Origin of the sequence: Amycolatopsis sp. NPDC051102, from assembly GCF_040682815.1 — a bacterium.
In the GTDB taxonomy this organism is placed as follows: Bacteria; Actinomycetota; Actinomycetes; order Mycobacteriales; family Pseudonocardiaceae; genus Amycolatopsis.
This window is the reverse complement of sequence record NZ_JBFBBT010000001.1, coordinates 345387-362357: the sequence shown is the minus strand read 5'-3', so window position 1 is coordinate 362357 and position 16971 is coordinate 345387. Positions and strand designations below refer to the sequence as shown.

The following is a 16971-nucleotide window of genomic DNA, read 5'->3' as shown; positions in this document are numbered from 1 at the left end:
AATGGCTGTTGTGGCGAACACTTCATCAGGTGCCGGCGACCACGAGATCGCGCCGGTGACGACCCTGCGCGAGCTCGCGTTGGCGGCGGCCGCGCCCGCCGCGCTGCGGGCCGCTATCCGGATCGGTGTGGCCGAAGCGCTCGGGGACACGCCTGTCCCCGTGGACCGGCTGGCGAAGAAGCTCGAGGTCGACGCCGGCGTGCTCGAACGCCTGCTGCGCAACCTGAGCTGCTACGGGATCTTCGCCGACACCGCCGACGGCGTGGTGCACACCTCGACGTCGGCGTTGTTGCACGAAGAGCACCCGCAGAGCCTCAAGCACTGGGTGCTGTGGGTCACCGAGCCGTGGACGTGGGAGCTGTGGCCACACCTCGAACACGCGGTGCGCCAAGGGGGGCAGGGCCTGTTCGAAGACCTCTACGGCTCGGAGTTCTTCGCGCACCTGCACAAGGAGTGGCCGGAGTCGACCGAGGTGTTCAACCGGTCCCAGACCGAGCTGAGCCGGATCACGTCCGCGAGCATCGCGAACACGCTGAACCTGGGCGACGTCAAGACGATCGCCGACGTCGGTGGCGGCCGCGGCTACAACCTGGCCGTCCTGCTGGAAGCGAACCCGCACCTGGAAGGGGTGCTGGTCGATCTCCCCGCGGTGGTGGCGAACCCGGATCCACGGCTGCGCCCCGGTGGTGCGCTCGCCTCGCGTGCCCGGGTGATGGCGGGTGACTGTCTCGAAGGAATTCCAGTCGAGGCGGACGTGTACCTGTTCAAGAGCATCCTCGAATGGGACGACGAGCGGACGGTCACCGCGCTGCGCAACGCCGTGGCGGCGGGGCGTCCCGGTGGCAAGGTGCTCGTCATCACGAACCTCGTCGACGACAGTCCGGAAGTCCGTTACGCCACCGGGATCGACCTGCTGTTCCTGCTCAACACCAACGGCAAGCGACACACGCTGAAGGGGATCACGCGGCTCGTCGAGCGGTCGGGCCTGCGTCTGGAGGGCGTCCAGCCGATCAAGCCGCTGCTCCACCTGGTGGAGGCAGCCATCCCGCGCTGACGGCAACGGAAGGGGTTCGCCCGCTCTGTGACACAGAGCGGGCGAACCCCTTCTCGCCGGTCAGTCGCTGTTGAGGATCTCGCATTGCATCTGCCTCGCCTCACCGGAAGGCTCCAGCCCGAGATCCTGATCGAGGATCGTGCGGAGCTGGTGGTAGGCACCCAGCGCCTCGCCGCGGCGCCCGGACCGGTGCAGCGCCTGCATGAGGCGGATGTGGAACGGCTCGTGCAGCCGGTGCGAGGCCACCAGCCGGCGCAGTTCACCGACGAGTTCACCATGCCGGTTGTTGGCCAGATCGGCGTCGATTCGCGCGGACACGGCCTCCAGCCGCTGCTCCTCCAGGTACACCGACAGCCCCTTGAGAACGGGGCCCACGTCGACATCCGGAAGGATGGGGCCGCGCCAGAGCGCCAGCGCCTGGCCGAGCAGTTCGGCGGCGTGGTCGGGCCGACCGTGCCGCAGTGCGGCTCTGCCGCGCCCCATCAGGTCCTGGAACTGGAAGATGTCCACGTTCTCCGGCGGAACGGTCAGCAGGTAGCCGCCGGGACGGGTGGCGAGCAGTGTGGCACCGTCCGCGGAACGCAGCCGCTCCCCGAACAGCTTGCGCAACTGGTAGACGTAGGTGTGCACAATGGTCTTGACGGTGCTGGGTGGATCGCTTGACCACAGTTCGTCGATCAGCTGGTCCGTGCTGACCGTTGTGTTCGCGTTCGCCGCCAGCATCGCCAGTACCTGACGCTGTTTCGCCGCGGTGATTTGCAATGAGCGGTGACGCGTCCCCTCGGAGGCATAGGTCACCTTGAGCGTTCCCAGAAGTCCGATCCGAATCTGCTCGCTTCGCATAAGAGAATCTCCGGTGAAAGCCGTTACTACAAAGTATTCCTTTCGGACAACATTGACCTGTGTCGCCGACTGCGACCTGGATGCGCGAATGTCAGTCTGCGTGAGCAGTTCCGAGAGACGGTCACGATGTCTCGCCGAAATGCTCCTGGATCGATCCCGAGCTCAACGAACGGCCGCAACCGGTGATACCCCGGATGCGCATCGTGTTCCGCGAGCCGAGCACCCATCAGAGCATATGAAATTTCGGTAATCACAAACCGACGACGGTTGTTCCACCCAGTCAACGCCCGCCCAGTCAACGTCCACCCGGCCCAGTGGACCGGGGGCACCTCCCCAGTTGCTAGTTGAATCGATTGGACTGCCAGTTGAACAGTCTACCCCAGGCTTGAGGTGCTTTGTCAATATCCACCTGGTGAGCAACCGTGTGACCTGCTGTCCACTTCTGGCCACGTACCGTTTCCCGGCCCGGTCGCGGTATCCGGATCCACATCCGGCCCGTGTCCGCAAAGTCCGGATCCTTCTCGGTTAGCCACGCCACCGATACACCGGATTCGACTTCGTCGTGGCGTGCCGCGGCGGGTGGCGCGGGGGCCCGGACATCGGTTATTCAGACTTGAGCGGCATTTTAACTCCGCGCGGCAACGTCCTCCTCTGCAGGGCCGTCTGATCAGAAATGAGGAGTGCCGTGGGCGACGCCGTTCGACTGGTTCACACCCCGTTCAATGACCGGGCCGAGGACGCCGTCATTCTGACGGATGCCCTCATGCAGGACCAGGTCACCGTGATCAACGTGTTCAGCGTGCCGGTGGAGAACCGGGACGATTTCCTGCCCCGGTGGAAAATCGGGGTCGGGGTCATGGCCGCACAGCCGGGGTTCATCCAGGCACAGATGTTCCGGTCGCTGGACCCGGCCGCCGAGTTCGGCTTCGTCACGGTGGCTCGTTGGGCCAGCGGAGCGGCGCTGGCCGAGGCGCGCAAGAACCCGGAGTGGCGGGCATCCGTGCAGCGGCTGATGGACAACGTGGGCGCGGCGCCGAAGCCGATGATCTACGAGACCGCGTTGGTCGTGAAGTCCGGCGAGAAGCCGTGACGGCGCCCTAGGCGAAGGAGATCGACATGGAGACACGACAGTTGGGCAAGGCCGGCCCCGCGGTTTCGGAGCTGGGCCTCGGCTGCCTGGGAATGTCCGACAACTACGGCCCCGCGGACGAGGCGGAGAGCGTGGCCACCATCCACGCGGCCCTGGACGCCGGGATCACCCTGCTGGACACCGGCGACGTCTACGGCATGGGCCACAACGAACTGCTCATCCACGAGGCGCTGCGCTCCTACAACCGCGACGACGTGACGATCAGCGTCAAGACCGGCGGGCTGCGCAAACCCGACGGCCACTGGAGCGGCTTCGACTGCCGTCCCGAGGCGCTCTGGAACTTCCTGTCCTACACGCTCAAGCGGCTGCGCACGGACTACGTCGACGTGTACCGCCCCGCTCGTGTCGACCCCAACGTGCCGATCGAGGAAACGGTCGGCGCGATGGCCGAAATGGTGCAGGCCGGTTACGTGCGGGCCATCGGCCTGTCCGAGGTCGGCGTCGAGACGCTGCGCCGCGCGCACGCGGTGCACCCGATCGCCGACCTGCAGATCGAGTACTCCGTCATCTCACGGGGCATCGAGCGATCCATCCTGGGGGCGTGCCGCGAACTCGGGGTGGCCATCACCGCCTACGGGGTGTTGTCGCGTGGGCTGCTGTCCGGGCACTGGACGCCGCAGCGGCAGACCACCGACCGGGATTTCCGCAGCCGGGCACCGCGTTTCCAGCCGGAGAACCTGTCCAAGAACCTCGAACTCGTGGAGCGGCTGCGCCGTCTGGCCGAGGAGCGCGACACCACGGTGGCCGCCCTCGCGATCGCCTGGGTGGCCGCCCAGGGACCGGACATCATCCCGGTCATCGGCGCACGGACCCGCGCACAGCTCACCGAGTCGCTGGCTGCGGCCGACCTGAAGCTGGGGCGCGACGACCTGGCGGCCATCGAGCGGGCCGTGCCGGCCGACTCGGCTGCGGGAGGACGCTACGCCGACTGGCAGATCGCGTTCCTGGACAGTGAGCGATGACCCGCGCGGAGGAGTCCGGGACGACACGGGTCCCCGGGCCTGAGCGGCCGGAGCCGGCCGTGCCCGAGCATCGCCAAGACCGCGGCGGTGATCCGGCAGCCGGCGCCGGGGCAGGCGAGCAACCGGGCCGTCCCGGCAAACGCGGACCGGTGGGCTTCCGCCCCGACGTCCAAGCGCTGCGCGCTCTGGCGGTCTCGGTGACCATCGTGAACCACCTGTGGCCGAACTCGCCGCTCACCGGCGGCTATGTCGGTGTCGACGTGTTCTTCGTGATCTCCGGTTTTCTGATCAGCTCCCAGCTGATCCGCGAGATCGACACCGGGCACCTGCGGCTGGCGCAGTTCTACGCACGGCGGGTGCGCCGCCTGTTGCCGGCGGCGTTCCTGGTCCTGCTGTTCGTCGCGATCGCCGCGTACGTGTTCGTCCCCCGTACGCAGTGGCCGGCCTACGGCCGCGAGGTCTCCGCCAGCGCCCTGTACTGGCAGAACTGGCTGGTGGCCACGAAGCCCGCCGATCCCACCCTGTTCACCGCGTTGCAGCACTACTGGTCGCTGTCCGTGGAGGAACAGTTCTACCTGTGCTGGCCGTTGTTGCTGCTGCTCCTGTTCAAGTTCTCACCGAAGCTCCGGTTCACCGGGATCGCCGTCGTCGGGCTCGCCTCGCTCGCGTACAGCGTGTACCTCACCGGGGCCAACCAGTACATGGCGTACCTGATCACGCCGGTCCGGGTGTGGGAACTCGCGCTCGGCGCGGTGGTCGCGATGGCCGGGACGAAGCTCGAGCTGCCCAGGATCGCGGCGAACCTGGCATCGCTGGCCGGCCTGGCCGCGATCGTGTTCGCCGTGCTGGTGTTCAACGACTACAGCGAGTTCCCCGGGGCGCTGGCCTTGGTCCCCGCGGTGGGCGCCGCCCTGGTCGTCGTGGGCGGCACGAACCCGCACCGGCAGTGGCACTCCCCCGTGACCTCGTCGGCTCCCGTGCAGCTGGTCGGCGATCTCAGTTATTCGCTGTACCTGTGGCACTGGCCGCTGATCGTGCTGACACCGTACGCCTTTCCCGCCGCCGTGGCCGGCGGGAAACTCTCCACCCCGACGGGTCTCGCGATCGTGGCGGCGTCGTTGGTGCTGGCGTACCTGTCGAAACGGTTCGTCGAGGACCCGATCCGGTTCTGGCCGCCCCTGGTCCGCAATCTCCGGCTCACCTTCACCGGCATGGTCGCCGGCATCGTCGTGGTGTGCGCGGTGGCGAGCGGACTGCTGCTGGCCTGAATCCGGCCGGGTGTGACAACAAGACCGGCGTGGCTGCCCACGCCGGTCTTTGTCATGCGCGGGCGATCCGGGTCGTCAGTGCCTGTCCGCCATCCGCGTCGGCGCCCAGATCTGGTCCGCGTCCCCCGCGGCGAGCCGCCCGCGGTACACGTCGATCTTGTGGTCGATGAGTTCGAGGTTCTCGCGCAGCTCCGCCAGTTTGGCCAGCACCTCGGCGCGGTGGGCCTCCAGGAGGGTGAGGCGCGCGTCCTCGTTGCCGATCCCGGCGGCGACGAGCTCGGCATAGCGCCGGATGGTCTTGATGGGCATGCCGGTGGCGCGCAGCTTGGTACAGACGACGATCCATTCGATGTCGAGCTGGTGGTAGCGGCGCCTGCCGCTGTGGGTGCGATCGAGGGGCGTGACCACCAGCTGGGCGCGTTCGTAGTAGCGCAGGGTGTGCGCACTGACCCCGGTACGACGGGAGGCCTCGGCGATACTCACCCCCTCCGGCGGAATGGCGGGAAGGGCCTCGACTGCCGGCTTGACTTCGAGCACGCTCTAAATTCTAGCATCGACGTCATGACTCCTTCAACAGCACCCGATACCAAGAGTGACGGGATCGGCCGGCGTCAGCGGACCTTGGTGTTCACGATCTGCTGCGTCGCGGTGATGGTGGCGATGATGGACATCTCCATCGTCAACATCGCGCTGCCGTCCATCCGCCGTGACCTGAACACCACGATCTCCGGCCTGCAGTGGACGGTCGACGCGTACACCCTGGTACTGGCCAGCTTCGTGGTGCTGGCAGGGTCCATCGCCGACCGGGTCGGCCGTCGCCGGATCTTCATGGTCGGCCTGTCCCTGTTCGGGATCGGCTCCGTGCTGTGCGGTCTCGCACCGACCATCGAAGGGCTGGTCGCGGCGCGCGCGCTGCAGGCCGTCGGCGCCACGATGCTGACCCCGGTGGCATTGGCGATCATCACCACCACCTACCCCGATCCGGGCGAACGGGCCAAAGCCATCGGCACGTTCGGCTCGATCACCGGCCTGGCACTGGCGGCGGGACCGATCGTGGGCGGCGTCCTGGTCGACAGCCTGAGCTGGCGCGCCATCTTCTGGATCAACGTGCCGATCCTGGCCATCGCGATCCTCGGCACCGTGATCTACGTGCCCGAGTCCCGCGCGACGCGGACACGCCGGTTCGACCCGGTCGGCCAAGTCCTGTCGATCGCGCTGCTGGGCAGCCTCGTCTACGCGATCATCGAATCCCGCTGGCTGGGCTGGACCTCGCCGGTCATCCTCGTCCTGCTCGCCGTCGCCGTGCTCAGCCTGCTGGGCATCCTGCTCTACGAACCACGCCGGACCGACCCGTTGTTCGAGCTGCGCCTGTTCCGCAGCGCGCCGTTCAGCGGAGCACTGCTGATGGCCCTGCTCGCGTTGTGCGGCTTCCAGGGGTTCCTGTTCGTCACCACCCAGTACCTGCAAGACGTGCGAGGCCTGGCGGCGTTGGCGGCCGGGCTGTGCCTGCTCCCGGTCGGCGGGCTGATCGCGGTGTTCTCCCCGGTCGCCGGCAAGCTGGTCGCCTCCCGTGGTCCCCGGCTGCCGCTGGTGATCGCCGGCGCCGCACTCGTACTGGGCGGCGCCGCGTCACTCTGGCTCGAACCGGACACCCCGCTCGTCGCCGTGCTCGCGACCTACCTGTTGTTCGGTGCGTTCCTGGGCCTCGTCAACCCGCCGATCACCAACACGGCGGTCGCCGGGATGCCCCGTTCGATGGCCGGGGTGGCCGCGTCGCTGATCTCCACCGGACGGCAGACCGGCACCACCCTCGGCGTGGCGATCGCCGGCACCATCGTGGGCTCTTCGCTGGCCGACGGGAAGCGTGCCTACACCGTTGCCGAACATGGCGTGTGGTGGCTGGTACTGGCGCTCGGCATCGGCATCGTCGTCCTCGGGCTGGTGAGCACCGGGCGGTGGGCCAAGGGCACTGCCGAGCGCGCGGTGGAGCTGTTCGAGGAAGTCGACCGGGGCGCCGAAGTCCGTCCGGCCGCGGCGCGCCGCTGACCCGCCACCGGACGGCACAGGATGCACTCGGTTCTTGCCGTCCGGTTCGCGAGGAGAAGCGCGGCTTCGTGGCTCAGTCGTCTATCTCCGGCAGCCCTTGCAGCTTGCGGATCTCGTCCAGTACGGCGCGGACGGGTGCGAGGCTCTCCGGTGGCAGCCCGACGGCACGCAAGGCGATCGAGCGAACGCCGGCCTGATGCAGCTCGTCCAGCATGGCGAGCTGCTTGACGGCCTGGTTGGCGTGATCACGATCGAAGAAGTACGCCGTTGTCACGCCGAAGAACTTCGCCAGCGCTTCCAGCAGGTCGTAGGAGGGCCGTTCACGTTTGCCGGTGCGCAGCGCCGACAGGTAGGCGCCACTGACCCGCAGCCCGGGGTTCCGCTTCTTGAGTTCCACGGCGACTTCGTCATTGGTCCAGGAACGTCCCTGTGGGCGGCTCGACCGGAACAACGAGTCTAGCTGCTCGGTGAGGATGGACTCGCCGTCATCGTGAACCATTTGCGGCCTTCACTTCGAGTTCGTACCAGGAGGTGGATCTTATCAACTGATAGTTCAACGATATGCCGTATATGTCACATTCGTCTAGAGCCGCGGTCGCCCTTCGCCTGGCCGGCCACCGCCGGAAGGAGTCCAGCGTGAGGTCTCGCCCGATCGTACTGACCTGTGCCGCCGTTGCCGGTCTCGCGCTCCTGAGCGGTGACGGGACAGCGGTCGCCTTCCCCGCCCTCGAGGCCGCAATGGACGGACTGATCGCGCAGGTGGAGCTGAGCGGCGGGTTCACCGTCGATCCACGCGACGGAACCCAGCCGGTCAGCGGTTTCGTGGCGGCGACCGGCCGCGCCGGCGCCCTGGCGGAACCGGCCGTGACGTTCTTCGGCGGCCGCGGCCCGTCCGTCCTGCGCCGCTACCTGTCCGACCACGCGGCCGAGCTGCGGGCGAATCCGTCCCGCCTGCTCGGCGCCTACTACAACCGGCGGGGGCAACGGGTCGTGCTGAGCATCGTCGACGTGATCGACGACCGCACCACGGCGATCGCGCTGGGCGCGGCCCGTCAGCAGGTGACCATCTACGACCTGGCGTCCCGCCGGGAGATCCCGACCGGCTACTCCGCCGAAGACCCCGATCGCAAGCCCCGCCGGTAGGTGACCAGCTCGTCGGCGAGTTCGATCAGCCAGGTGACATCGTCGTCAGGCCCACGGTCCCGAGCCGCCACCGGCGGGCCGTCGCGGTCACCGTCGCGGTCACCGGCCCGCGCGACGGCCACGGCGATCATGGCCGGCACGCCCTCGCCCGGCCGGTCGCCCGTCCGCAGCCGCAGCGCGCGCAGTGCGTCGTGCACCTCGATGATCCTGCGGTGCAGCCAGAAACTCACGTCACGAAGCCGCAGCACATCGCTGAGCCACGTCCGCGGCGGCCTCAGCGCGATCTCGGGCACCTCCTGGTAAAGCGTTCGCCACAAGGGATAGAGGCGGCGGTAGGTGCGGTAGTCCCGGAGCCACCGCACCATCGCCGAAAGCCGCGGTCCCAGCACCGGCACCACCCAGCCGAGCAATTCGAGCAGCGCACCGGCGTCACCCAAGGTCCACGCGAGGGGTTCCAGCGCGCGCAAATCGAGACCCAGGGGCGCGGCCACCAGGTCGGCGACCCGGATCGTGCCGTACACCAGGATGAGCACCCCACCGGCCGCCATGGTCAGCATGCCGCGTCGCAGCCAGACGCGGTCGGCGATCTTCGCGAACCGCCGGCAGTGGAGCACCACGTCCGCCTGACCGACGACACAGGCGAGGACGTAGATCAGCAGGTAGGGCGCTTGCCACAACTTGTGGGCGTTCTCCAGGAAGAAATACTGGAACCGCCGGCTGTCCGGTGTGAAAACGAGATACGTTCCCACGTAAGCGACAAGAGCAAGAACCCAGAACGAGCACCGGCGGCGCATCTTGGGACGCGCCAGTTCGGGCGAGTAGGTCCAGCGAACGAGCAGGTACTGCTGTGCCGCGGTCAGGCCCAGTACGCAAACCCCGCTGAGCAGCCCGGCGGTTTGCGGTATGCCGGTCCACCCGTCGAGGCGCGCCGCGATCGACGGCACCAGCACCAGGTAGCTCAGCGCCGACAGGCCGACGTAGAGGCAGAAGACCACAGTGGCACGGTCCCGCTTGCCGCGTGCCACATCGACCAGTTTGTACAGCAGGATGGCACAGCCGAGCACCAGGCAGACCGTGCGCAGATCCGTCTTCACGAGCCGTCTCCGCCGGTGGAGAAGGTCTTCTCCAGCCGATCCAGCACCTCCTGGACCTCCGCGGTCGGCGTCGGGCCGGTTCGCTCCGGCCGGGCGTTCATCCGTCGCAGGATCACCGAGGCCATGATCTCGGCTTCCAGTTCGTACTCGTCGCCGTAGCCCGCGCGGTTGAGCATGTCCCGGACCAGACCGGGATCCAGGTTCGGGAAGACCAGCCGGGCGACGTTTTCGTCGATCGAGGCGGTGCCGGTGTGACCGCACATGATGTGCGTCAGTTCGTGGGCGATGATGTGCTCTTGATGGGTCCTGCTGGTCTCCGCCTCGTACGCGACGACGTCCATGGTGGGCAGTACCAGCGAGAGCCCGGACGGCTGGCCGGCACCCAAAGCCAGCGGAATGAGGTGAATCGGCCGCCCCCGGCGCCTGCTCAGCTCCTGCGCGACGGTGGTGATGGTGGAAGACGGCGGTAGCCGCCACTCGGCGAACCGGGACTCACAGTGCCTGAGCACCCGTCTGATCTCCCGGCTCGTCCCTGTGGTGCGCCGTGTCAGGCGCTTGAATACTTCTCGGGCATGGGCATACCTCACGTTGTTCCCCCAGCGGTGGGTCGTCACCCTATGAGGCGCAATCGTCCCAAACCAGGCCAAGCTTGACAAGTACACCCGGGATTTACGCCGGTGCGGTAGAGGTTCTTGCCGTCGACGATCTGGAGCAACCGTTCCGGTACGGGTAACGCTTTCTCGGTGTGGATGGCAGATTTGGACGTCTGTCCAGAACAGCGGACCCTTTTGCTGCCCCCGCGCGAATCTTTTCGGACTATCCATTGTGGCCTGAATGGAGGTCGGCAAGGGCAAGGGAAGTTCGGCTGTCCCACCTCCCCGCGGTCGACCTCCTCGCCACCCGAACGGACGCAGCGAAGGAGACCCAGTGGACCAGTACCGAACGGAGCAAGTGGAGGACGACGAGCCCCCCGGCAGGCGTACGCCTCGGCCACCCGCCATCAAGATCGCCTGTCGTCGCAAAGCCGCCGGGCGCTATCGCGCGAGGAATTCGAGCGCCTTCTCGACGAACTGCGCGTGGAACTGGAAGATGCCGCCGTGACCGGCGTCGGGGTAGATCACCAGTTCGCCGTGGGGCAGCCGACGGGCCAGGTCGTGGGAGTTCTTCGTCGGCACCATCCGGTCGTGGTCGCCGTTCGCGACCAGCACGGGCTGCCGGACGGCGGACAGGTCGGACGGTTCCGCCAGCCCCCAGCGGTGGATGGCCTTGAGCTGGGCGACGTAGGCCCGCGGTGAGATTGCCTTGTCCCGGTTGGTCTTGCGCTCCTTCAGACGCGTCAGGAACTCCTTGCCGGCCCGTTTCCCGTTCGGCGTCCGGGTGAAGAAGAGGAACTGCTTCGGGTCCTGCAGCGTCAGCAGCGCCCGGACGGTGTCGAGGTTCGAAATCCTGGTGACGTTCTTGATGCCCTCGCCCCCGGCGGGGCCCGTGCCGGCGATGATCAGCTTGCGGACCAGATCCGGCTCGGTCCGGACGATCACCTGCGCGATCATGCCGCCCATCGAGAAGCCGAACAGGTCGACCTTCGTCAGGCCGAGCGCCCGGACGAAGGTGACGGCATCGGCCGCCATCGCCTCGATCGACTTCGGGGTGGTGCCGGTCGACGCGCCCACGCCGCGGTTGTCGAAGGCGATGACCCGGTGGTGCGCGGCGATGCCGTCGACGACGCGGGGGTCCCAGTTGTCGAGGACCGCGGCCAGGTGGGTCAGGAAGACCACCGGAACCCCGCTCTTCGCGCCGAGCTCGCGGTAGGCGAACTCGGCGCCGCCGGCGGCGACGGTGCGGGTCGGTGCCTCGCGATAGGACGACACCACGTCGTCCCGGGAGTCTTGTTTGCTGGTCATGGCTGCTTCCTCCGGTCGGGTCTTGTTTATATTATGACCATACTTCAAAGAGGGATGCAAGGCGTCCTAACGGCCCGACCAGGCAAGATGGGGTGGCTCAGCGCTCCGGCGGAGCGTCCAGCACCATCAGCGCGTTGCGGATCCCCTGCTCCAGGACGGCGCCGGACAGCTCCCGATCGGCCAGCGCGCGAGCCAGCTGCAGGGTCCCGGCCATCAGGGCGTAGACGCCGAGCGTCTTGACGCGCGCCGACGGCGGATCCTGCGGTGCCAGACGAGCGGCGATGTCGTCGATGACGGCCAGCACGCCGCCGGTGTAGCTCTCCTTGGCCGGATCCGCGCAGCGGCCGATCTCGTCCAGCAGCGCGGCGGACGGGCAGCCTTCCTCCGGATTGTCGCGGTGCTCGGGCGAGAGGTAGGCGCGCACCATCTGCTCGACGCCGTCACGCCCGGGCGGGAACGAGGCGAGCCACTCGCGCTGGCCGCGCAGCTGCTCGGACACCGCGGTGGCCACCAGGTCCTCCTTGGAGGCGAAGTGGGCGTAGAAGGCACCGTTGGTCAACCCGGCGTCCGCCATCAGCGTGGCGACGCCGGAGCCGTCGATCCCGTCCCGCTTGAGCCGGCGCCCGGCCGTCTCGATGATCCGCCGCCGCGTCGCCTCCTTGTGCTCTTTCCCGTACCGCACCACACGCGCCTCCAGCCACCGGACCGACGCGACCGATGTTAGTACGGTCATAATCCAAGTTCGTCTTACGGGACGACCACCCGGACACCCGGCAGGACGATGCGGACTTCGACGTCGGGGGCCAGGCGCATCACCGCGTCGGCGTAGTGGCGCGGGTCCTGATCGCCTCGGGTGATCATCCGGTCGCCGAGCCGGCCGCTGTGGAATGCGTAGTGGTGGGGAACAGCGAGCGTGGGGCGCAGCACGGCGGTCAGTTCCGCGGCTTGCTCGGCGTCCATCACCACCTGGCGCAGGTCCGCGGGCCGCAAGCAGAGGCCGTTGGTGGGCAGGATCGTCAGGTCAAGGGGGCCGAAGCGTTCGGGAATGCGGTCGAGTTCGGGGATGCGCAGCGAATCGCCGCCGAAGAACACGGAGCGGCCTCCCGCTTGGATCACGAAGGTCACCTCGTGGACGCCGTGCTTCCCCGGAGTGGCGGTGACGGTGAGGTCCCCGATCCGGGCGGATTCCCACGCCTCGATGGTGTGCAGGTTGCGGAAGCCCTTGTCCTTCGCGATGGCGGTGACGGTGCCCGGCCCGATGACGGGCGTGTCCAGGTCGACGCCCCCGGCGACCAGGGCGTCGAGGTCGCAGTGGTCGTAGTGCTCGTGGCTGATCACGACGGCGTCGAGGCGGCCCAGTGACGACACGGGTGCCGCGAGGGGCTCGCCCTGGTGGTAGTTGGCCGTCTGGGTGAACCACGGATCGGTGAGAATCCGCAGGTCACCGAGCTCGATCAGCTGACACGCGTGGGCGATCCGGGTGGTTGCGAGAGTGGCGCTCATTTTCGGTTCTTCCTTTTCGGGACGGTCAGTTGACGCCGAGGTCGAGGAGGGCGCCGAGCAGTTCTTCGGGCGTCTCCACCTGAGGCAGGTGTCCGGTGCGGGGCAGCGGGGTGAACTTCGACAGCGGAATCGCGGAGGCGTAAGCCTTGCCGTAGGCGGGGCTGACGATGCCGTCGCTTTCGCCCCAGACGACGTGGACGGGAAAGTGGCCGAGGGTGGAGAGCCGCTGCAGCAGGCTGGGGTCGGACATGGTCGGGCCGGTGTAGGAGATCAAGGCTTGAATGTCCGGGCTGAGCCCCTTGCCGCCTGCCGCCGGAGGTGCCTTGCGGGGGTCATGGAAGGACAGCTTCTGCACCTCGGCGGGCGTGAAGCCGGCGATGCTGGTCATGGGGTGGCCCTCCACCTCGATCCCGATGCCGTCGACGATCACGGCGCCGCTGACCCGGGGACTGTCCAGCAGGGCGATCTCGGCGGCCAGCCAGCCGCCGAACGAGTTGCCGATCACGGTGACGTCGCTGAGTCCCAGTTCGCCGAGCATGCCGACGTAGGCCGCGGCGAGGTCGCGGGTCGAGGTCACACCCGGTACGTGCGGTGTGCCCGCGAAGCCCGGGTGGGTGGGGGTCAGCACGCGGGAGTGGGTGCGCTGCGCGAGCAGGTCGGCGAACCCGGTCATCGTTGCCGGGCCCCCGCCACCATGCAGGAGGAGGTAAGGACGGGTGTGATCGCGGTCCTCGACCGTGACGGCGCCGAGGCCGTCGGCGAGCGGTGCGGTCAAGACGCGGGTGGGCCGGAGACTGCCGGCCGGCACGGAGGTACTCATGGAACGGCTCCTGGGGATGGACTCGAAGCGACTATGTAAGTAACCTTATATAAGGATGTTTAGTTTGGCAAGAACAGGAGGTCGCCGGTGGTGGGATACGCTGCGTCGGTGTCATCGTCGCTGCAAGAGATCGGGCTCGCGGTGAAGCGGCTTCAGTGGCGGCACCACCGTGAAGCCAACCGACGCTTGTCCGCGCACGCCGGGCTGTCGCTGGTGCAGTGGGACGTGCTGCGGCACTTGCACGACCGGCCGGACGCCACCCTGCACGCACTGGCGGAACTGACCTTCCAGACCGATCAGTCGATGGGGACGCTCGCCAAACGGATGATCGACCGGGGGCTGCTGAAGCGGGTGGACGGCCCCGGCCGGGCCACCCGCCACGAACTGACTGACGAGGGCGAGCGCGCCTACGACGCCGGCTCGGCCGTCGTCGACGCGGTCCTGTCCGAGTCCGTCGGCGCGCTCACCGAGGCCGAGCGGGACATCCTGCACGAGCTGCTGATCAAGGCCGCCGGCACCGGATCGCGCTGACAGCCTGGCCGACCTGCTCGCGTTGGACGGCCACGAACCAGGGGGCGAGTCGGCGGGGTCCGGCCTTCCGGGGTCCTCACAGGACCTCCTGAGCCCGCGGGAATCCGGCCTACCGTCGAGCCATGGACATCACTTCCCGCACCGTCTTCATCGCCGGCGCGACGTCGGGCATCGGCCTCGAGCTGGCCCGCCGGTTCCGCGCCGCCGGCAGCACCGTGGTCGCCGGCGGCCGGCGCACCGACCTGCTCGCCCGCATCGCCGGCGAAGGATTCGCCACCGTCGAGATCGACGTCGCCGACGCCGGGTCCGTGACCCGGGCGCGTGACGAGGTGCTGCGCACCCACCCCGGCGTCGATACCGTCATCACCATGGCAGGCACCGGGGCGCCAGAGGACCTCCACGACCCGTCCCACTTCGACACGGCCCGGACGACCATCGAGGTCAACGTCCTGGGCACCATCCGGGTCATCGACGCGTTCACCCCGCACCTCCTCGCGCTCGGCAGCGGCACCATCGTCACGGTCAGCTCGGGGATCGGCTTCCTCCCCTTCCCGCTCATGCCCACCTACGGCGCGTCCAAGGCTGCCGTGCACGCCTACACCGAGGCCCTGCGGGAACAACTGGCCGGCACCGGGGTCGAGGTGGCCGAGCTCGTGCCGCCGGCCGTCGCGACCACGATGGGCAGCGGCAACCCGCACGCTCTCGCCCTCGACGCCTACGGCGCCGAGGTCATGGACCTGCTCGCGCAGGATCCGACGCCGCACGAAGTTCTCGTGCAGCGCGTGCTCATGCACCGGTGGGCAGAACGCGACGGGACCTACGCCGAACTCGTGGCGCAGCGTTCGCAGGCCCTTTCGACGCTGCCCGGCCGCTCGCCCCGGGTGGACACCCCCGCATGACAGCGAACGACGACGAGAACCGGCTCGGTGCCTACCTGCGTGCCCGCCGCGGACTCGTCACGCCCGAGCAGGCCGGGATCCCGGCGGGCGGCACCCGCCGGGTGCCCGGCCTGCGCCGCGAGGAACTGGCGATGCTCGCCGGCATCAGCGCCGACTACTACCTGCGCCTCGAACGCGGCCGCGACAAGCACCCCTCCGCCCAGGTGCTCGACGCGCTCGCCCGCGTGCTCCGCCTCGACGAGGTCGAGCGCGACTACCTGCACAGCCTGGCGGCGCCGCGGCCCCGGCGCCGCCGGCTTCCGGCGGCCGAGCAGGTGCCGGCCCGGCTGCACCACCTGCTCGCGGCCGTGGGAGTACCGGCGTTCGTGGAAGGCCGGGCGTTCGACGTCCTCGCGGCCAACGAACTGGCGACGGCGTTCTCGCCCCGCCTGCGACCGGGCGAGAACCGCCTGCGCTCGCTGCTGCTGGACCCGGAGGAGCAGGCGTTCCACCAGGACTGGACGGCCGCCGTGTCCGGGTTCGTCGCCGCCTTGCGGGACTCGATCGGCACCGACGTCGACAACCCGAGGTTCGTGGAGCTCGTCGGCGAACTGTCGCTCACCAGCGGACGCTTCCGCGAACTGTGGGCCCGCCACGACGTCCGCACGCTCGAAGGCGGCACCACGACCGTGAACCACCCCGTCCTCGGCCGGCTGCACCTGCACCGCGACAAGCTGCCGGTGGACGGTCTGCTCCTCGTGCTCTACTACGCCGACGCGGGCAGCGAAAGCGCCGAGAAGCTCTCCCTCCTGGCCTCCCTCGTCGAACCGGGCGGCTGACGTCCGACCGGTCCGGTACACAGCGAGTGGAAGCGCTCTCCCGCTCATCGCGGTCAACCGGAACGGCGGGTGTACCGCAAGAACTCGTCGGCGGTAGCAGGAACGGCGAACGCGTCCGAATCGGACACGTCGCCTCTTCCTCAGCCGGCTACCGGGGAAACGCCGCGACGAGCAACCGCCGCAGCTCGCGCCGATCGTGGTCGTCGAGCGCCGCCAGGACCCGATCCTCGGCCTCGGCCACCTGGGGGTCGAGGCGCGCGAGCGTGGCCCTGCCCGCGCGCGTCAACTTGGCGGGCAACGACCTCCCGGACGGCACCGTGGCGGGTCGCGTCACCAGGCCGCGGTCCTGCAGCTGGCGCACCACCTTGTTCATCGCCTGCGGCGACACCTGGGCTTCGCGGGCCAGCTGAGCGTTGGACTTCGGCGCCTGCGACAGCATCCGCAGACAGAGGTACTCGGGCGCCGCCAGCTCCGCCGGCTCGAGTACCGTGGCGGCCACCTCGGCGCGCAGGGCCGCGGTGACCCGGTGCAGCAGGTAGCCGAGCGGCTCGTCCCGGAAACCGTCCATACCAACCATGTTGACATTTATCAACCTGGTTGACACTCTGGGTGCATGACGCTCCCACCCAGCGACGCGTTCTTCGAATCCGCCTACCGCGGTCGGGCTCCGAGATGAGGCCGGGCGCGCGTCCACCGTGGAGCCTCGGCGAACCCTCCTGAGAGCTACAAGAAGTCCCCCTCTGCAGGGTGATGCCGCGGAGGGTACCGGCTCCGTACCGTTCGGGAAGCCCCACCGTCCCGAGACGGCCGGACGTGGCCGGACCACCTGGCCGCACCCGGTTGTCCCGCGGGAAGCGTTGCGGGACAACCGGACGCTGGTGTTGGATTGGACCGGTCCAATCGGGCTCGGAGGTGGCCGGCGTCAGTGACCGCCATGCG

Annotated in this window: 19 protein-coding genes; 9 read left to right on the top strand and 10 right to left on the bottom strand. The window is 68.6% G+C overall.

What is annotated here, in order from left to right; translation table 11 throughout:
• The first annotated feature begins 1 nt into the window (after position 1).
• Entirely contained in the window at positions 2-1054 is a 1053-nt protein-coding gene (locus tag AB0M93_RS01595; protein ID WP_364267011.1) for a methyltransferase, read from the top strand.
• Between the two features lie 60 nt (positions 1055-1114).
• On the opposite strand, the gene AB0M93_RS01590 is transcribed toward AB0M93_RS01595, so the two are convergent.
• Positions 1115-1897, bottom strand: a complete 783-nt coding sequence (locus tag AB0M93_RS01590) for an AfsR/SARP family transcriptional regulator (protein ID WP_364267008.1) — start codon at positions 1895-1897, stop codon at positions 1115-1117.
• A 685-nt stretch (positions 1898-2582) separates the two neighbouring features.
• Here AB0M93_RS01590 and AB0M93_RS01585 point away from each other — a divergent pair.
• The 3 genes from AB0M93_RS01585 to AB0M93_RS01575 all read left to right on the top strand — a co-directional run bounded on the left by AB0M93_RS01585 (position 2583) and on the right by AB0M93_RS01575 (position 5277).
• Entirely contained in the window at positions 2583-2987 is a 405-nt protein-coding gene (locus AB0M93_RS01585; RefSeq protein ID WP_364267005.1) for an antibiotic biosynthesis monooxygenase family protein, read from the top strand.
• Positions 2988-3013: 26 nt separating this feature from the next.
• Positions 3014-4009 carry an aldo/keto reductase gene (locus AB0M93_RS01580; RefSeq protein ID WP_364267002.1) on the top strand — a complete coding sequence of 332 codons (996 nt, stop codon included), beginning with the start codon at positions 3014-3016 and terminating at the stop codon, positions 4007-4009.
• Between the two features lie 149 nt (positions 4010-4158).
• Positions 4159-5277 (top strand): acyltransferase, encoded by a 1119-nt coding sequence (locus AB0M93_RS01575; protein WP_364266999.1) that lies wholly within the window; start codon positions 4159-4161, stop codon positions 5275-5277.
• Between the two features lie 75 nt (positions 5278-5352).
• Here the strand turns inward: AB0M93_RS01575 and AB0M93_RS01570 are convergent, their stop codons facing one another.
• Complete coding sequence (locus AB0M93_RS01570) at positions 5353-5814, bottom strand: MerR family transcriptional regulator (protein ID WP_364266996.1); 462 nt, start codon at positions 5812-5814, stop codon at positions 5353-5355.
• Positions 5815-5838: 24 nt separating this feature from the next.
• Here AB0M93_RS01570 and AB0M93_RS01565 point away from each other — a divergent pair, with 24 nt between their 5' ends.
• A complete protein-coding gene (locus AB0M93_RS01565; RefSeq protein ID WP_364266993.1) occupies positions 5839-7323 on the top strand; it encodes an MFS transporter in 1485 nt (494 codons plus the stop codon).
• Positions 7324-7396: 73 nt separating this feature from the next.
• On the opposite strand, the gene AB0M93_RS01560 is transcribed toward AB0M93_RS01565, so the two are convergent.
• Positions 7397-7720: a helix-turn-helix transcriptional regulator gene (locus AB0M93_RS01560; RefSeq protein WP_364266990.1), complete on the bottom strand. Its 324-nt coding sequence runs from the start codon at positions 7718-7720 to the stop codon at positions 7397-7399.
• Between the two features lie 239 nt (positions 7721-7959).
• Between AB0M93_RS01560 and AB0M93_RS01555 the strand changes: the two genes are divergently transcribed.
• Positions 7960-8466 carry a hypothetical protein gene (locus AB0M93_RS01555; protein ID WP_364266987.1) on the top strand — a complete coding sequence of 169 codons (507 nt, stop codon included), beginning with the start codon at positions 7960-7962 and terminating at the stop codon, positions 8464-8466.
• Here the strand turns inward: AB0M93_RS01555 and AB0M93_RS01550 are convergent.
• The 6 genes from AB0M93_RS01550 to AB0M93_RS01525 all read right to left on the bottom strand — a co-directional run bounded on the left by AB0M93_RS01550 (position 8427) and on the right by AB0M93_RS01525 (position 13784).
• Positions 8427-9560: an MAB_1171c family putative transporter gene (locus AB0M93_RS01550; RefSeq protein WP_364266984.1), complete on the bottom strand. Its 1134-nt coding sequence runs from the start codon at positions 9558-9560 to the stop codon at positions 8427-8429. The two genes, AB0M93_RS01555 and AB0M93_RS01550, sit on opposite strands and share 40 nt — an antisense overlap.
• A complete protein-coding gene (locus AB0M93_RS01545; RefSeq protein ID WP_364266981.1) occupies positions 9557-10069 on the bottom strand; it encodes an ImmA/IrrE family metallo-endopeptidase in 513 nt (170 codons plus the stop codon). The genes AB0M93_RS01550 and AB0M93_RS01545 overlap by 4 nt, the downstream gene beginning before the upstream one ends.
• Before the next feature lie 525 nt (positions 10070-10594).
• Positions 10595-11461: an alpha/beta hydrolase gene (locus tag AB0M93_RS01540; RefSeq protein ID WP_364266978.1), complete on the bottom strand. Its 867-nt coding sequence runs from the start codon at positions 11459-11461 to the stop codon at positions 10595-10597.
• 97 nt (positions 11462-11558) lie between these two features.
• Positions 11559-12194, bottom strand: a complete 636-nt coding sequence (locus tag AB0M93_RS01535; protein ID WP_364266975.1) for a TetR/AcrR family transcriptional regulator — start codon at positions 12192-12194, stop codon at positions 11559-11561.
• Between the two features lie 14 nt (positions 12195-12208).
• Positions 12209-12964, bottom strand: coding sequence for an MBL fold metallo-hydrolase (locus AB0M93_RS01530; protein WP_364266972.1), 756 nt, complete (start codon positions 12962-12964; stop codon positions 12209-12211).
• 25 nt (positions 12965-12989) lie between these two features.
• A complete protein-coding gene (locus AB0M93_RS01525) occupies positions 12990-13784 on the bottom strand; it encodes an alpha/beta hydrolase (protein ID WP_364266969.1) in 795 nt (264 codons plus the stop codon).
• A 108-nt stretch (positions 13785-13892) separates the two neighbouring features.
• Between AB0M93_RS01525 and AB0M93_RS01520 the strand changes: the two genes are divergently transcribed.
• The 3 genes from AB0M93_RS01520 to AB0M93_RS01510 all read left to right on the top strand — a co-directional run bounded on the left by AB0M93_RS01520 (position 13893) and on the right by AB0M93_RS01510 (position 16032).
• On the top strand, positions 13893-14315 hold the full coding sequence (locus AB0M93_RS01520) for a MarR family winged helix-turn-helix transcriptional regulator (RefSeq protein WP_364266966.1): 423 nt from the start codon (positions 13893-13895) through the stop codon (positions 14313-14315).
• 122 nt (positions 14316-14437) lie between these two features.
• Positions 14438-15214: an SDR family NAD(P)-dependent oxidoreductase gene (locus AB0M93_RS01515; protein ID WP_364266963.1), complete on the top strand. Its 777-nt coding sequence runs from the start codon at positions 14438-14440 to the stop codon at positions 15212-15214.
• Positions 15211-16032 carry a helix-turn-helix transcriptional regulator gene (locus tag AB0M93_RS01510; RefSeq protein ID WP_364266960.1) on the top strand — a complete coding sequence of 274 codons (822 nt, stop codon included), beginning with the start codon at positions 15211-15213 and terminating at the stop codon, positions 16030-16032. Before AB0M93_RS01515 ends, AB0M93_RS01510 begins: the two co-directional genes overlap by 4 nt.
• Before the next feature lie 148 nt (positions 16033-16180).
• Here the strand turns inward: AB0M93_RS01510 and AB0M93_RS01505 are convergent, their stop codons facing one another.
• Positions 16181-16600 carry a MarR family transcriptional regulator gene (locus AB0M93_RS01505; protein WP_364266957.1) on the bottom strand — a complete coding sequence of 140 codons (420 nt, stop codon included), beginning with the start codon at positions 16598-16600 and terminating at the stop codon, positions 16181-16183.
• Between the last annotated feature and the right edge of the window lie 371 nt (positions 16601-16971).

Excerpts from the sequence above, each read along its gene's own strand:
- AB0M93_RS01595 (WP_364267011.1), top strand. The coding sequence starts at position 2 with ATGGCTGTTGTGGCGAACACTTCATCAGGTGCCGGCGACCACGAGATC.
- AB0M93_RS01590 (WP_364267008.1), bottom strand. The coding sequence starts at position 1,897 with ATGCGAAGCGAGCAGATTCGGATCGGACTTCTGGGAACGCTCAAGGTG.
- AB0M93_RS01580 (WP_364267002.1), top strand. The coding sequence starts at position 3,014 with ATGGAGACACGACAGTTGGGCAAGGCCGGCCCCGCGGTTTCGGAGCTG.
- AB0M93_RS01565 (WP_364266993.1), top strand. The coding sequence starts at position 5,839 with ATGACTCCTTCAACAGCACCCGATACCAAGAGTGACGGGATCGGCCGG.
- AB0M93_RS01540 (WP_364266978.1), bottom strand. The coding sequence starts at position 11,461 with ATGACCAGCAAACAAGACTCCCGGGACGACGTGGTGTCGTCCTATCGC.
- AB0M93_RS01535 (WP_364266975.1), bottom strand. The coding sequence starts at position 12,194 with ATGACCGTACTAACATCGGTCGCGTCGGTCCGGTGGCTGGAGGCGCGT.
- AB0M93_RS01530 (WP_364266972.1), bottom strand. The coding sequence starts at position 12,964 with ATGAGCGCCACTCTCGCAACCACCCGGATCGCCCACGCGTGTCAGCTG.
- AB0M93_RS01525 (WP_364266969.1), bottom strand. The coding sequence starts at position 13,784 with ATGAGTACCTCCGTGCCGGCCGGCAGTCTCCGGCCCACCCGCGTCTTG.
- AB0M93_RS01515 (WP_364266963.1), top strand. The coding sequence starts at position 14,438 with ATGGACATCACTTCCCGCACCGTCTTCATCGCCGGCGCGACGTCGGGC.
- AB0M93_RS01510 (WP_364266960.1), top strand. The coding sequence starts at position 15,211 with ATGACAGCGAACGACGACGAGAACCGGCTCGGTGCCTACCTGCGTGCC.
- AB0M93_RS01505 (WP_364266957.1), bottom strand. The coding sequence starts at position 16,600 with ATGGACGGTTTCCGGGACGAGCCGCTCGGCTACCTGCTGCACCGGGTC.